At 69.5% G+C, this 14,327-nt stretch carries 13 protein-coding genes; 6 read left to right on the forward strand and 7 right to left on the reverse strand.

Annotation, left to right across the window (positions count from 1 at the left end; translation table 11 throughout):
• Nucleotides 1-54: 54 nt before the first annotated feature.
• The 4 genes from AC069H_RS12865 to AC069H_RS12880 are packed head-to-tail and all read right to left on the reverse strand — an operon-like array spanning nt 55 to nt 3,731.
• Nucleotides 55-1,137, reverse strand: a complete 1,083-nt coding sequence (locus AC069H_RS12865) for a thiamine-phosphate kinase (protein ID WP_478229044.1) — start codon at nt 1,135-1,137, stop codon at nt 55-57.
• Entirely contained in the window at nt 1,121-1,717 is a 597-nt protein-coding gene (dcd, locus tag AC069H_RS12870; RefSeq protein WP_340682993.1) for a dCTP deaminase, read from the reverse strand. The genes AC069H_RS12865 and dcd overlap by 17 nt, the downstream gene beginning before the upstream one ends.
• Nucleotides 1,708-2,445 (reverse strand): hypothetical protein, encoded by a 738-nt coding sequence (locus AC069H_RS12875; protein WP_478229045.1) that lies wholly within the window; start codon nt 2,443-2,445, stop codon nt 1,708-1,710. The genes dcd and AC069H_RS12875 overlap by 10 nt, the downstream gene beginning before the upstream one ends.
• Nucleotides 2,442-3,731 (reverse strand): helix-turn-helix transcriptional regulator, encoded by a 1,290-nt coding sequence (locus AC069H_RS12880; protein ID WP_478232365.1) that lies wholly within the window; start codon nt 3,729-3,731, stop codon nt 2,442-2,444. The genes AC069H_RS12875 and AC069H_RS12880 overlap by 4 nt, the downstream gene beginning before the upstream one ends.
• A 362-nt stretch (nt 3,732-4,093) precedes the next feature.
• Between AC069H_RS12880 and AC069H_RS12885 the strand changes: the two genes are divergently transcribed.
• Nucleotides 4,094-4,426, forward strand: a complete 333-nt coding sequence (locus tag AC069H_RS12885; protein WP_478232366.1) for a hypothetical protein — start codon at nt 4,094-4,096, stop codon at nt 4,424-4,426.
• Nucleotides 4,423-5,082, forward strand: a complete 660-nt coding sequence (locus tag AC069H_RS12890; protein WP_478232367.1) for a hypothetical protein — start codon at nt 4,423-4,425, stop codon at nt 5,080-5,082. The genes AC069H_RS12885 and AC069H_RS12890 overlap by 4 nt, the downstream gene beginning before the upstream one ends.
• Here the strand turns inward: AC069H_RS12890 and AC069H_RS12895 are convergent.
• Together AC069H_RS12895 and AC069H_RS12900 are read right to left on the reverse strand one after the other, a co-directional pair.
• Nucleotides 4,976-5,653, reverse strand: coding sequence for a class I SAM-dependent methyltransferase (locus AC069H_RS12895; RefSeq protein WP_478232368.1), 678 nt, complete (start codon nt 5,651-5,653; stop codon nt 4,976-4,978). The genes AC069H_RS12890 and AC069H_RS12895 overlap by 107 nt on opposite strands.
• 92 nt (nt 5,654-5,745) lie before the next feature.
• On the reverse strand, nt 5,746-6,435 hold the full coding sequence (locus AC069H_RS12900; RefSeq protein WP_478229050.1) for a DUF998 domain-containing protein: 690 nt from the start codon (nt 6,433-6,435) through the stop codon (nt 5,746-5,748).
• 235 nt (nt 6,436-6,670) lie between these two features.
• Between AC069H_RS12900 and AC069H_RS12905 the strand changes: the two genes are divergently transcribed.
• A complete protein-coding gene (locus AC069H_RS12905) occupies nt 6,671-9,169 on the forward strand; it encodes a M14 family zinc carboxypeptidase (RefSeq protein ID WP_478229051.1) in 2,499 nt (832 codons plus the stop codon).
• Nucleotides 9,170-9,323: 154 nt separating this feature from the next.
• On the opposite strand, the gene AC069H_RS12910 is transcribed toward AC069H_RS12905, so the two are convergent.
• Entirely contained in the window at nt 9,324-10,403 is a 1,080-nt protein-coding gene (locus AC069H_RS12910; RefSeq protein ID WP_478232369.1) for a J domain-containing protein, read from the reverse strand.
• A 184-nt stretch (nt 10,404-10,587) separates the two neighbouring features.
• Between AC069H_RS12910 and AC069H_RS12915 the strand changes: the two genes are divergently transcribed.
• The 3 genes from AC069H_RS12915 (at nt 10,588) to AC069H_RS12925 (ending at nt 14,300) form a co-directional block, all read left to right on the forward strand.
• Nucleotides 10,588-11,421, forward strand: a complete 834-nt coding sequence (locus tag AC069H_RS12915; protein WP_478232370.1) for an alpha/beta hydrolase family protein — start codon at nt 10,588-10,590, stop codon at nt 11,419-11,421.
• 573 nt (nt 11,422-11,994) lie between these two features.
• Nucleotides 11,995-13,404, forward strand: coding sequence for an APC family permease (locus AC069H_RS12920; protein ID WP_478229054.1), 1,410 nt, complete (start codon nt 11,995-11,997; stop codon nt 13,402-13,404).
• Nucleotides 13,401-14,300 (forward strand): ROK family protein, encoded by a 900-nt coding sequence (locus tag AC069H_RS12925; RefSeq protein WP_478232371.1) that lies wholly within the window; start codon nt 13,401-13,403, stop codon nt 14,298-14,300. The genes AC069H_RS12920 and AC069H_RS12925 overlap by 4 nt, the downstream gene beginning before the upstream one ends.
• Nucleotides 14,301-14,327 lie beyond the last annotated feature (27 nt).

Here is a 14,327-nt window from a genome sequence, read left to right on the forward strand (position 1 = left end):
GGCGCCCTTTGGTGAATGCGGGCGCGGAACAATCGTTTCCGCGCCCGCAGGGGCTCAGCCCGCGCGCCTGCCGAGAACCTCGGTGATCAGCTTCGGCACCTCGCCGCCGTGCCAGGAACTGGGCGAGAACCGCTCCTGCGCGATCCCTTCCCAGCGTTCGCCGTCGTCCAGCGAAATGCCTTCCTCGCGGGGCACGAGGGAGCCGATTTCCTGTGCCGCGACGCCTTCACCGGCGAGGATCTTCTTGGCGAGTGCGACATCCTGCGCCCGCACCGCGACCACGAGCGTCCAGTCGCCCCAGGCCTGCGCGAGCTCGAACCGGTCGAGTCCCGACTGCGCGCAGACGTCGGCGGGCGCGTCGTCCAGCCGGAAGTCCGTGGTGATCCGCGCGCCGAGACCGTTGGCGCCACACAGGGTTCGCACGGTCGGGAAGAGACCGTCGGAGACGTCCATGGCGGCGCGTGCCAGCCCGGCCGTGGCGAGGATCCTGCCAGCGGCCACCTGGGCCATCGGACGGCAGGCGCGCTCACGGATGTCCGCGAAGAGAGGTCCGGGAAGCTGTGCCTGCTTTTCGACCAGCAGCGCGTACGCCCAGAGATAGCCGGGCGAACCGACCAGCAGCAGACGGTCGCCGGCTTCGGCGCCCGCGCGCCCGAGCCGCCCGCCGGGGACGCACCGGCCGATCGCGGTCGCGGTGAGCTGCCGGACCGGGCCGTCCCGGAGATCGCCGCCGACGACCTTGGTGCCGTGCACCTTCGTGCAGTCGTCCACGCCGTCGAGAAGCCGCCGGAACTCGCCCGCGGTGGTCGTCTTCGGCAGGGTGTAGTTGACGACCAGGCCGAGCGGGGTGGCCCCGGCCGCGGCCAGATCGGAGAGGTTGATCGTCGCCAGTAGCCATCCGGCGTGGTAGGGGTCCGTTTCACCCAGGATGGTGACCAGCGGCGTCGGGCAGCTGTCGGTGGTGGCGACCAGCTCGCCGCGAAGCCCTTCCGTGGCGTCGAGGACCGCGCAGTCGTCCCCGAACCCGCGGACACCGCCGTAGCGCGGCCGCAGGATGTGCTCCAGGATCGCGTGCTCGCCGAGGTCGCCGAGCCGGACGCCGTCGCCGATCGGCGAGAGTTCAGTTACGCCCGACATGATCCGCCAATCGGGACGGCGCGACGTTGTGGTCGCTGGAGTAGTTGTTCGGCATCGTGCCGTAGGGCTGTTCGCTTCCGGTGGAAGCGAACAGCATCAGGTTGCAGATCCGCGTTCCGGGGTGCAGGAGTACGGGATGCCGCAGGTGGTTCACGATTTCCAGGGTCAGCACGGCGCCGGTCTCGTTGCCGAAGCCAGGGCTGACCTGACCGCACAGGACGACGCTGATGCCGAGCCGCGCGTAGTCGCTCGTGCCGTCGACGAGCCCGGCGAGCTTCTCGGAAAGCCCGATCTTCTCCAGCGTCGGGGCGAGAACGACTTCGCCGGGTTCGACGCGCAGCCTGCCTTCGGCGTCGAGTTCCTTCGGCCGGAGCTCCGGATACGTGCTCCGGTCGGCGATGTCGACGGTCCCGGTCGATTCCAGCGCGAACGCCTGACGTCCGAGCCGCAGGCTGATCGCGGCGGGACGGACGAGGCCGGGCTCGAACGGGGTGATCGCGAGTTCCCCGGTGCGGTGCGCGCGTTTGATGGCCCGGTCGGTCAGGATCCCGCGGCGCGGGGCGGGCCAGGTCAACGGCATGACGCCACCGCTTTCGCGACGGCGCCGACCAGGACGCGGAAATCGGTCTCGGTCAGTTCGCCGTTGGGCTGGTCGTCGGACTCGCCGGGCTCGCAGTACACGACCGTGGTGCTGGTGCGGTGCGGTCCCTGGACCACCACGGTCGCGGTCAATCCCGCTTCGATGGGCCGGACGGTGTGCACGACGGCGGTGTCGCACGAGTAGACGTCGCCGAGCCGGACGTGCGGGGTCTTCTCCGCGGTGAGCCGGGCATCGCCGTCCGCGAGCAACGCGGCCGGATTCGCCGGATCGGCGCCGTAGCGGTACCGGGCGTACGGCTTCCCGCCTTCGGTCGTTTCGTGGAACTCGACCATGTGCAGGCCTTCGCCCGCGACGATGGTCGAAGCGAATTCCCACCGATGGCTGTGCGGATTGGACTCGCCGCGGGACGGCTCCGCGGATTCCGGCCAGACATGGAGCCGGATGCGGAAATCGGCAGAGGCGTGGAGCACCATTTTGGCGAATCCGTTCGGATGCCAGTAGGAACGCTTCGCCGCGACTCGGACGGCTTCCTCGTCGCCGAGGATTTCTTCGAGCCACGAAAGGAAGGTGCCGGGGGAGTCCTGTACCCGGTGCGCGACCGTGCGCAGCCAGGGAAGGTCCGCGTCGCCGTGGCCGGGGCGGCTGCCGGTGATCTTACGGAGGAACGCGGGCGCGGCCGTGAGGGTCGAGGGCGGGGTGTCGATCATGGAGTTCCTGGAGTTCCTGGAGGGCTGAGCGGGGGCCCGGCGGCGGCCAAGGCGGCCGCGCGGAGCGCGGTGACGGCGTCCAACGTCTGCCAGATGGGTAGGTCGCCGCTTCCCCAGGCCCACAGTCCCTGATCGGCGTCGTAGCGCTCCCAAAGGGTTCCGAGCGCCCGGTTCAGCCGGGGGAGTGGCAGGAAGGGTGCGGTGGCGAGCGCTTGGACGACCCAGGCTGCGGTGAAGTGCCGGATGATGATCCGGGTCGTTCCTTCTCCGTCGGGACGAGGCCTTTCGAGATCCTCGGCCACGCCATCGTCCGAATGCGACCGGTCGATGAGCCATTGTGTGGCTTCGTCGGCCGCCTCTCGGACGTCATTGCGATCTTCGCGGCTGCGCAGGACTTCCCGCAAGGCGACGACCGATCGTGCGGTGTGCACCACCGAAGCCTCCGGGGCGACGAGCCCGGCCTCGTTCTTCTCCGGCCACAGCTGTGAGCCGTCGAAGTCGAGCCGGGCCGCCAGGAGGGCGTCGATCAGCCGGTCGGTCAGCGGGGCGTCCGGCCGGAGCCGGACCGCCGTGTGCAACACGGCGGACAACAGGTAGGGGCGGGTCCTGCTGTACGGGTCGAGTGACCCTTCGAGCTGTTCCAGCCCTTCGTCGGCGGACATGGTGCTGGTGCGGAAGAGCGCATCCACCACGGAAGCGGTCGTCTCCGGCCGCTTGCCGCCCGCGCGGCCCCGCCAGCCCTGGGCGGATTGCAGCCGGTACAGGTCTTCGGCAAGCGTATGTAGGTCGATGTAGGGATCGCCTACCACCAGCATGGTGTTGATCCCGTACGCGGTGCTGAGCGCCTTCGGCCCGGTGCTCTTCTGCAGGTTGTGCCGCCAGCCCAGCGGTTTCCCGTGCTCGTCCCGGATCAGGCGCTCGGCGAGTTTGGCGCCGACGGTGTGGAAGACCTCCAGCAGTGACCGCGAGGTGTCGACGACGGCGGCGTCACCGAGGGCGGGCGGAGTGTGGTGCTGGGGTGAACGGGCCGTCTCCACCAGGGTGAACAGCGCGTTCGCGGCGCGGAAGTGATCGTCGAGCTGACGCGCGTTGTGCGCCGACGGCAGGTATTTCCCGGTCTCCCACTGGGTCAGGTTCGCCCTGGTGACGCCGATGATCCGGGCGGTCTCCGCCTGCGTTTCGCCCGCGGCCTTGCGCAGCCGCCGCAGCTCACGTCCGACACCCGACGCGGTAACGGTTTCCGCATCAGGGCTTACCGGCCCCTGCCCGGCCGATGTAGGCTTCATGTAGGCACTAGACACAGGCTTACCTACCTTTGGTAGGCAATGTAGGGCGGTGACTGAACGTGCACACAACGGCGAGAGTACAGCAAGGGAATCGGACCGTGCTGGCGCGTGGGTCAACGTCGTGTCACGAGGTGTCGAGTGTCGCGGCAGACCCAGTTCTACCTGGTCCTGGTGTGCGTGACCCACCCGGCCACGAGGACCGGTCCGACCCGGGCACGACCGGAGAACGGATGCTGTCAGCCATCTGAATGTGACGCTGCGCATCTGACCTGTTCGCGTCGCCTGCGGGCCACACGAATGCCCGAGTAGGCGTCGTGTGTGCCGACCCGAGTCCGCGCTTCGCAGTATCGGGGGTGAACCTCATGTCCCACCACGAGAACCACACGGCAGCGCCCCGATCTTGGTTCGATCGACTTCTCGAACGCTTCCACGAATGGCTCTTCGCGACCGGCGAGGACACGCGCGCGGCCGCTCGCGGCTGGCAGGTGACGCGGGTGCCGGACAGCAGGCGCCGCGTCTACCGAGATCCCCGCTGGGACACCGTCCACGCCTGCGCGCCGTGCGGAGGCACGGGGTGGTGGCCCTATGAGGACGCCGTTTGCCCGGACTGCGCCGGTGCCGGTGTCGTCCGCTCCATTCCCGCGGCGGCCGTGGCCGCCGAGCAAACCGCCGGACGGACAGGAGGAAGGCCATGAGCCGTTGGCAGGAACCCCAGGCGATCGCCGAGCTGGCCAGGGAGATCACGGTGGTCAGGAGGCCGAACCCGGTCACCGCCCTTTATCACTGGCGATACGAGATCGGCGCGCTACTCGTCCTCCCGTACGCGCTGATCTCGCTTTTCCAGGCGGTCGGCCCGATCTGGGGCGCGGTCGTGCTGTTCGGTGCCGCGAACTGGCTGTTCTACTGGCGCTCGGCGCGGCGATTCCTCCGCGACCGGCTCCGCTCGATCGTCGTGCAGCACCGGCTGCGGACCGGGTTCGCCCGTGCCCGGGTGTGCACGCTCGACGGCAAGCTGCCGGTGATCCTGTGGACCAAACCGCGCGGCGACGAGGTCGAGGTCACCGTGTTCTGCCCGGCAGGCGTCGGCTACGAGCGCATCGAGCAGCGGCGGGCCTTGCTGGCCGCGGCGTGCTTCGCCTCCGACGTCCACGTGTACCGCCATCACAAGCGCGCCAACGTCGTGCACCTTTCGGTCTGTACTGCACGCTTGCGCAAGGACGCCGAAGACACTGCAGAGGACGAGGTCAGGCCCGGTCTGCCGCCCGCGCGACGATATGCCGGGCAGTCGGACGGTGCCGCCATTCCCCTGCCGGGGACCTTCGCAGGAATTCCGCGCGCAGCTCGGCGATGAACTCTTCGCCGCGCGCGTCCGCCAGCGGCCGCATCGGCCCTGACCGGGTGTGCGCGGTGAAGAACGTGTCCGCGTCGGGGTGGACCATCGGGAACGACAAAGGCTCGTCCCGTTCGAGCACGGCGCCCTCCAGCGCGGGTACGAGCCGTTCCTCCCAGGACCGGTCGACGGCGGGGACACGTTCCCGGAGCACGTCGGACAGCACCGTGAACGGCCCGCCCGGTTCGGTGCTGTGCGGCCAGTAGACGACCGAAAGCACGCCGTCCGGGCGCAGCGCGGCCGCCCAGGACCGGAGTGCGGCGTCGGGCTCGGGGAGTTGCTGGAGGCCGAAGACCGAAACGACCGCGGCGGCCGAGGCCGGTTCGAGTTCCGAGGCGTCACCCTCGACGACGTGTACGAGTGGATCGCCCGCGGCCCGTCGCCTTGCCCTCGCGACCATGCCGGCGGACAGATCGATGCCGGCGATCTCGCGGCCGGGCAGGTGCCAGCTGAGCACGTCGAGTTCCGGGAAGGTCCCGCAGCACGGGACGAAGACGGGGCCGTCGGGCAGTTCGGTGGGCAGGGCGCGCACCGCCGCGGAGACCCAAGGCGCGAACCGGGGGACGTAGTACGCCTCGTATCCGTCGGCGGCTTCGTCCCAGGCGCGGGCTAGGCGTTCGGCGTTCAGGACGCTGTCTCCAGTGCTTCGGCCTGCTCGGTCACCGGTGCGGTGACCACACGCGCGGGGATGAGCAGCGACGCCAGCGCGAGCAGCCCGGTCAGCGCCATCGCGCGCTCCACCAGCCCGAGCGGGATCGCCCGCCACCAGGGCTCGCCACCGTTCATCGAGATCACGATCGCTCCGAGGATCACACCGAACCAGGCCAAGGCCGCCACCGCGAGCACCCGTGTCACGGCGCGCCGCGCGCGGGAGGAGGGGAAGACGGCCTTCGCCGCGAACCACACGGCCAGCGGCAGGCAGACGAAGGCCACGACGCTCGCGATCCGGTGCACCGTCCCGCCGATGCTCGGCCCGATCGCCCAGTTGTTCTTGGGGAACGCCACGATCACCACCAGGCTCACCGTCCAGAGAGCGCAGAAGACCGAGGCCGCGGACAGCACGGGAAGGTGCTTGCGGCGGATCAGCGCGCCGAAGCCGATCGCCGAGCCCAGCGCGACCAGCAGGACCGCGACGTCGAAGATCCACTTGTTCTCGCTGAGCGCGTATTCGCTGATGGTGCGGCGGACCGGGCTGATGTCGCTGGTGGCGGGGAGGATCTGCAGGAGCAGGATCAGCAGCGCTCCGCCGGCGACCGAGGCCACGGCGGCCAGCAGGGCCAGCGGGGACCTGGTGGTGACCTGGGGCGTCGTCATGGTTGAAAGGTAACCACCCAACCTGAAGGTTTTCTTAGGCTTTCCTGTCGGAATCGACAGGATGACCCCCACCCGCGGCGCATACGCCGGTGATCGTTCCGGCACGGTCGGTGAGATCGTTGGGCCGAAAGGGGTGCAGGCGACTTGTGGCGGGTCCCTCCGGCGGTGTCCCGGGTCTAGGGTCTCGCTACCGGTGACCTCACCCGGTCACCGGACTGTCCAAGGAGGTCAGTCTGTGGGGTATTCACCAAACCGGCGAAGAGCGGGATGGACGGCGGCGACCCTGGTGCTCGCCGGCACCTTCGTGGCACTTCCGTCGGCCACGACGGCGGTGGCCGCGGACAACGTGGTCCGGGCCAATCAGGCCGTGGCGCGTTCCTGTTTCGCCGCGCTCCAGAAGCCGGGCACGGCAGGTACCGACCGGCGCGAGTTCACGTCCACAGTGGACGGTCTGCTGCAGGCGCGGATCGCGCCTCGTGGCGGCGCCGAGGGCGACTGGGACCTCGCGGTCTTCGACAAGGACACCGGCGCCGTGGTCGCCGCGTCCGCCGCGTTGCGCAGCCACGAACTCGCCGAAGGCTTCGTGAAGAAGGACCAGAAGCTGGTCGTGCAGACCTGCCGGTACGACGGCAAGACGCGCGACGCGCTGCTCGGGGTCGACTTCCTGGCCCTCACGCCGCAGGGGACACCGACCAGTGCCGCGCACGCGCCGCAGCGCGCCGAGCTGGTCCGCGTCGAAACCCCGGCCAAGCAGGACAAGGACAAGTTGCTCCGGCTCGGCCTCGACGTCACCGAGAAGGCCGACGCCAGCGGCGTGGAGGTCGTCCTCGCCAACGACGCCGACCGCAAGACGCTGGCGGACAACGGCTTCAAGTCGAAGGTGGTCGAGGCCGACCTTTCGGCCAAGTCGATCCAGAACGCCAAGACCGACCGTGAGTACGCCGCGAAGACGCCGGGCTCCACCCTGCCGTCCGGGCGTACGAGCTACCGGCACCTCTACGACTACCAGTTCGAGGTCAAGGAACTGGCCCGCAAGAACCCCAAGCTCGTCACGGCGTTCACGCTGCCGCAGCCGACCTGGGAAGGCCGTGACGTCATCGGCCTCGAGGTCGCGAGCGACGTCAAGAACATCGCGGACGGCAAACCCGTCAACTTCACCATGGGCGTGCACCACGCCCGGGAGTGGCCGGCGGGCGAGCACGCCATGGAATGGGCCCACGAGCTGGTCAAGGGCTACACCGGCGGCAACGCCGAGATCCGCGGCCTGGTCGGCCGGACGCGCAACATCATCGTGCCGATCGTCAACCCCGACGGCTTCGAAATCTCCCGTGAGGCCGAGCCCAAGGGTGACTTCTCGCGGTTCGACTATGAAATGAAGCGCAAGAACTGCAACGTCAACGACTCGCCCAAGGAATTCGCGACCGGTGTCTGCAAGGCCAACCCCGCGGGCCGCGAACGCGGAACCGACCCGAACCGCAACTACGCGGGTTTCTGGGGCGGCGCCGGCGCGTCGACCCTGTGGCGCAGTGACACGTTCCGTGGTTCCGGCCCGTTCTCCGAGCCCGAGACGCAGAACATCCGCTCGATCGTGTCCAACCGCCAGGTGACCAACCTGATCACGCTGCACACCTACTCCAACCTGGTGCTGCGTGTCCCGGGTGTCGCCGCCGTCCGCCCGCCGCTCGACGAGCCGGCGTACAAGGCGCTCGGCGACAAGATGGCCTCGCGCAACGGGTACACCAGCCAGCCGTCGTGGGCGCTCTACGACACGACCGGCTCGACCGAGGACTGGTCGTACTGGGCCACCGGTGGCTGGGGCTTCACCTTCGAGGTCGGCCCGAACGAGTTCCACCCGCCGTTCGCCGACGGTGTCGTGGCCGAGTACACCGGTGTCGCCCCCGCGGCGGGCGCGGGCAAGGGCGGCAACCGGGCCGCGTTCATCGACATGCTGGCCAACACCGCCGACCCGGCGGCCCATTCGACGCTGATCGGTACGGCGCCGAAGGGTTACCAGTTGAAGCTGCACAAGACGTTCCAGACGCCGACCTCGCCGGTGGTGCAGCCGGACGGCTCGACGAAGCCGCCGATCTACGTCACCGACGACCTGAACTCGTCGCTGTCCTCCACCGGCGGCCGGTTCGCGTGGTCGATCAACCCGTCGACCCGGCCCTACGTCGCGGGCCGCTACGGCCGCGAGCCACAGGGTCCGGCGCAGCCCGCGATCCAGGCCGTCAACCCGGCCGGGGTCCCGGCGATCAACACGAACTACCCGGCCGACCCGGCTTCGGAGAGCTTCACGTTCCACGTCGACGGGCTCCCCAAGGTCGACAACGGGAAGTTCAGCGTCGACGTCAAGTGGGCCAGCCAGGACACGGACTGGGACCTGTACGTCTTCGACTCCGCGGGCAACATGGTGTCGTCGTCGGCGAACGGTTCGACCACGGAAGAGCACGCGATCCTGTACGACCCGCCCGCCGGGGACTACACGGCCGTGCTGGTCAACTACTCGCAGGCGAATCCGTCCGCTGTGGACGACTGGACCGGCGGAGTGTCGTTCCAGTCGCCGATCCCGCCGACCTACGGCCCCAAGGAGGCGTACCAGCTGACCTGTACGTCGCCGAAGGGCAAGCTCGTCGGGCTGGCGGACGTCTACATCGACCGAGGCCAGACGGTCGACGTCGGTGAGGTCTGCACCCGTTCCGCGCGCGCCAAGAAGGAGCGCTCGGTCCGGTAGTTCTTCTTTTGCGCGTGAAGGCCCCCTTCCCTCGGCTCAGCCGAGGGAAGGGGGCCTTCACGCGCTGGACCCCGAATGCGTTTCGTCCTCTGAATGCGGTAGTTCACGTTGCCAACTACCGCATTCAGAGGACGAAATGCGGGCTGCCGCTGTCTCAGACGGTGCCGACCACCCGGTCCCGCACCACCCGCATCGTCGCCGAGTCCACAGTGGACGGCTCCGCCGCCAGCCACCCGCCGATCTCGTGCAGGAACTGTTCCGGCGTCATGGGTGGCGCGGGGGAGGGATCCTCGAGGTCCGTGGTGATCTCACCGGTCCGGCTCGGGTACACGATCATCGCCCCGCGCAACGCGACCCCCGGCAGGATCCGCCGGTATTCGGCGAGGCTTTCGGTCAGCCTGCTCCCACCGCCGCGGAAGGCACGGCCGTTGCGCAGCAGACGGTCGTCGTCATCGGTTTCGTAGTGCCCCGGCAGCCACAGCTTCGATTCGATGAGCACCAGCCGCTTTCCGCACAACACGGCGTGGTCGACGTCGGCGAACACCGAATCCGGCCACGAGAGGCCGTGGAAGATCCGGGCGCCGGGCAGCCGGGTCAGGTAGCGCTCGAGCAGGTCGGCGGTGAGCCGTTCGGCGAGTTCGTCGGTCTCGACGCCGGGGGTGCCGAACACGCGTTTCCCGCCGAATTCGGCGGCGAACCGGGTCTTGGCGCGGGAAGCCGCCAGGTAGCCGCGTGCGAGCCGTTGTACGAGCAGCGCGGTCCCGGCGGTCAGGATCAGCCAGACGATCAGCGTGGGGGCCGAGAATCCGACGCCGGTCAGCACCGGCAGCAGCACCAGCACCATCCCGCCGACCGCCGCCACCACCGGGGTGTGCCCGGGCCCGCGCCGCCGCCCGTGCCGCACGCGCGCGTCCTGCGCGGCGAATTCCCACCATTCGAGGTCGTCCGGATCGATCACGACCGGTTCGGGCTCGTAGCCCGGTTCTTCGCCGAAGCGACGCCGCGGGCGCGGCCGGATCGGGGCGCGCACCGAGCGGCCGCCCGCGTCGTAGCCGGCGCGCCGCATCGGATCGCTGAGCGTGTCGTAGGCCTCGCGGACCAGCTGGAAGGTGAGCGCGGATCCGCCGGTGTCCGGGTGGTGCGATTTCGCCAGCCGCCGGTACGCGGTCTTGATCTCGTTGACCGAGGCGGCCTTTCCCACGCCGAGCACCTCGTAGTAGTCGACATCGGGCACGGGCGGTTCACCTCCAAAGGGCCGGGCCGCAACACTATTCGGCCGCCGCCGGTCATCCGCAACCACCTCCGCGGCGCGTCGGGGTGACCCCGCGGGCATACTGTTTCGCTTGTGGCGGAACGAGGTCCGCCTCCGCTGCGTCCTGGATATCGTGGAGATCGACAGCACGCGAGGGGGGACAGCGGTGGGAGAACCGGTCACGGGCACGGCGGCGGGGGTACCGTTCACCGTCCTGCCGCCATCGGCCGAGGTCAGCGGCTCCGCGCCGGTGGTCGTCGCCTGGCACATGATCGACGCGCCCCGCACCGACGCCGCGTTCGCGGCCGCGCTGCCGCTGGCCGGGGTGCCCGCGTGGCGGGTGTATCTCGGAATGCCGTTGTGCGGCGCGAGAATGGTCGACGGCAGCATGGACGCGGTGGTCGAACGGGCCGTCCGTGACGCGGTGCTCGCCTACGCGGACCCGTTCGTCCGGCAGGCGGCGCTGGAATTCCCCGCCGCACTGGCTGAACTGCGGGAACGCTTCGGTTTCGACACCTCGCGGATGGCCGTCGTCGGCGGTTCCCTCGGTGGTGCCGTGGCGCTCACGATCCTGGCCACCAGGGAGATCCCGGTGCGGGCCGCCGCGCTGGTCAACCCCGCCGTCCGGGCGCGGTCGCTGGTCGGCGTGGTGGAAACCATGCTGGAACAGCCCTATACGTGGACGGACGAAGCGAACCAGGCGGCGGATCAGCTCGACTTCGTCGCACGATCGGGTGAAATTTCGGCCAGGGAACCGCAGGTTCCGCTGCTGGTCGTCAGCGGCGAAGAGGATTTCCCCGCGTTCCGCGCGGACGCCGACGAACTCGTCGACGCGGTGCGTGCCCGGTACGCGGTGTCGGAAGACGTCCGGTTACGTCGCCTCCCCGGTCTCGCCCACCCGCTCGCCGAAGACCCGGGCATCGATCCCGCGCCGCAGCTGCCGATCGCGAAGGTCGCCGACGAAGCGGTCACCGAGTGGCTGGAGCGCCACCTGCGCTGACCCGCGTCAGCAGCCTGGCGGCGGGGCCCATCGGGACGCCCGAATTCCAGGCGCAGCTCGTCGGTCTGGGGATCACGAACGCGACGCCGAAGACGTACTGGCCTGGACCGTGATCGTCGCGCCCGGGTTCACCGGATTCGGGCGGATGCAGTTCCCTTCGCCCACGATCACGACCGAAACGCCGCACCGCCGGAACTCTTGCGGAGACGCTCGAGGTTCTGCTCGATCGCGCTCTTGGCGGTGCCGAGCAGGTCGCTGTTTTACCTGATCGGGCTCCCGGCGACGGCGCCAGGCGGACGGGTGTCTTCAGTGCGGCCGGTGTCCGGCCCGCCCGTCGGTCCCGCCGCAGGCCGCCGCGAACCCGAGTGCGGCGATCGCCATCGCCGCGCTGAACAGCCGTTTCACGGACCTCACCGTTCCTGGGGAAGACGTCCTTCCGGACAAGGACGCGGACCGACGGCTCCCTGATACGTCCCGGCTTGGTGGACCGGAGCACGACAACTTTGCGGACCGGCCTTCCGACACGCCCGAAATTATGTTAAGAAACTTTACTAACTAACAGGGAGGCGCGTTTTGAGTTCATCCCCGCGGCCGGGGCTCGAGCGGAAGATCGGGCCGCTCCAGGCGACCGCCATCAACATGACCCAGATGTGCGGCATCGGCCCGTTCGTCACCATCCCCGCGATGGTGGTGACGCTCGGCGGCCCGCAGGCCATGTTCGGCTGGCTCATCGGCGCGGTCATCGCGTTGGCCGACGGCCTGATCTGGGCCGAACTCGGCGCCGCCCTCCCCGGCGCCGGCGGCACCTACGTCTATCTGCGCGAGGCGTTCGGCTCCCGTACCGGCAGGCTCATGCCGTTCCTGTTCGCCTGGAGCGCGGTGCTGTTCATCCCGCTGATCATGTCCACCGGCATCATCGGGCTCGTCCAGTACCTCGGGTACCTGGTCCCCGGGGTCGCCGACGACGGCGGGACGACGCCGCTCGGCAAGATCATCGGCCTCGGCGTCATCGTCCTGATCGTGCTGGCGTTGTTCCGCAAGATCGGCGAGATCGGGAAGCTGACCACCGTCCTGTTCGGGATCATGCTGTTCGCCGCCCTTTCGGTGATCGTCGCGGCCTTCACCCATTTCGACGGCGCGCAAGCGTTCGCCTTCACACCTGGCGCGTTCTCGTTCGACGGCGGCGCGTTCTGGGCCGGGCTCGGCGCCGGCCTGATCATCGCCATCTACGACTACCTCGGCTACAACACCAGCGCCTACCTCGGCGGCGAGGTTCGTGACCCAGGCCGGACGCTGCCACGGTCGATCATCCTCTCGATCCTCGGCATCATGAGCCTCTACTTCCTGCTGCAGCTCGGGGTGCTCGGCTCGATCCCGCTGGAGGAACTGAAGAACGCCACTTCGGTCGCCTCCACCGTGCTGGAACAGGCGTGGGGCACGGGCGCGGCCAAGGTCATCACCGTGTTCATCGTGATCGCCGCGATCGGTTCGGTGTTCGCCGGCCTGCTCGGGGGTTCGCGGGTCCCGTTCGAAGCGGCGCGCGACAAGGTGTTCCTGCCGGTGTTCGCCAGGCTGCACCCGAAGCTGAACCTGCCGACCGCCGGCGTGCTGACGATGGGCGTCATCGCCGCGATCGGCTCGCTCTTCACGCTGACCGCGGTGATCAACGCGGCGGTGACGGTGCTGGTGCTCATCCAGTCGCTCGCGCAGGTCGCGGCGATCGTCGTGCTGCGGCGACGGCGGCCGGAGCTGGAGCGGCCGTACCGGCAAGGGCTCTACCCGATCCCGACGGTCATCGCGCTGCTCGGCTGGATCTACATCTACTTCTCCGCCACCTGGCTTTCGATCGGGCTTTCGGTGGGGTGGATCGCGCTCGGCGTGGCGGCGTTCCTGGCCTATGCCAAGGCGGAGCGCGTGTGGCCGTTCGGGCCCAAGGGAATTCAGGAAGCGTTCGCGGGGGCGGCAGAGGGGAACGGAAAGTGACGGGGGAAGACCTGATCCTGGGGATCGACTTCGGCGGCACGAAGGTCGCGATCGGGCTGGCCGACCGGTCCGGGAGCCTCCTGGTCACCCGGAGGCTGGACACCGACGCGCAGGCGGGCGCCGAACAGGTGGTGAGCCGCGCGCTCGCCGCCGCGCGGAAACTGCTCGCCGACGAAGGCGCCGCGGACCGGCTCGTCGCGATCGGTGTGGTCAGCCCTGGCATCGTGCTGGAGGACCGCATCCTGCTCGCGCCCAACGTGCCGGGCTGGGAGGAACTGCGGCTGCGCGACCTCGTCGCCGCCGAGTTCGAGGGCGTGCCGATCGAGGTGGGCACCGACGCCAAGGCGGCGGCGCTCGCGGAATGGCGATGGGGGGCGCTGGCGGACACCGATCCGGCGGTGTTCCTCTCGCTGGGGACCGGGATCGCCGCGGCGGTCCTGGTCGGTGGCCGGCTGCTGGCCGGCGCCAACGGCGCTGCGGGAGAGATCGGGTACAACCTCCTCTCGCCGCAGGACACCGACGGGTTCGCCAGTGGAGCGGCGCCACTGGAGGAAGCCGTCGGTGGGCGTGGGCTGGGCGGCCGGGCGAGTGTGCTGCTCGGCCGCCCGGTGACCGCGGGTGAACTGTTCGGCCTCGCCAGGGAGAACGCACAGGCCAAGGAACTGGTCGGCGCTGCGCTCGACGAACTGTCGATGCACGTCGCGAACCTCGCCATCGCGCTCGACCCACAGCGCGTCGCCGTCGGTGGGGGACTGGTGCGCTCGGCCGACATCCTGCTGCCCGCGCTGCGCGAGCGGCTCGCGCAAGCCGTGCCGTTCCCGCCGGAACTGGTCTCGGCGAAATTCGACCAGGACGCGTCCCTGCTGGGCGCGATCGCGATCGCGCTGGACGCCTAGCGAGATCACCGACCGAAGCCGCCGGGC

The organism is Amycolatopsis sp. NPDC043887 (assembly GCF_056435665.1).

Coding starts and splice junctions, on each gene's coding strand:
- dcd (WP_340682993.1), bottom strand. CDS start 1,717: ATGCCGTTGACCTGGCCCGCCCCGCGCCGCGGGATCCTGACCGACCGG.
- AC069H_RS12875 (WP_478229045.1), bottom strand. CDS start 2,445: ATGATCGACACCCCGCCCTCGACCCTCACGGCCGCGCCCGCGTTCCTC.
- AC069H_RS12865 (WP_478229044.1), bottom strand. CDS start 1,137: ATGTCGGGCGTAACTGAACTCTCGCCGATCGGCGACGGCGTCCGGCTC.
- AC069H_RS12880 (WP_478232365.1), bottom strand. CDS start 3,731: ATGAAGCCTACATCGGCCGGGCAGGGGCCGGTAAGCCCTGATGCGGAA.
- AC069H_RS12900 (WP_478229050.1), bottom strand. CDS start 6,435: ATGACGACGCCCCAGGTCACCACCAGGTCCCCGCTGGCCCTGCTGGCC.
- AC069H_RS12890 (WP_478232367.1), top strand. CDS start 4,423: ATGAGCCGTTGGCAGGAACCCCAGGCGATCGCCGAGCTGGCCAGGGAG.
- AC069H_RS12885 (WP_478232366.1), top strand. CDS start 4,094: ATGTCCCACCACGAGAACCACACGGCAGCGCCCCGATCTTGGTTCGAT.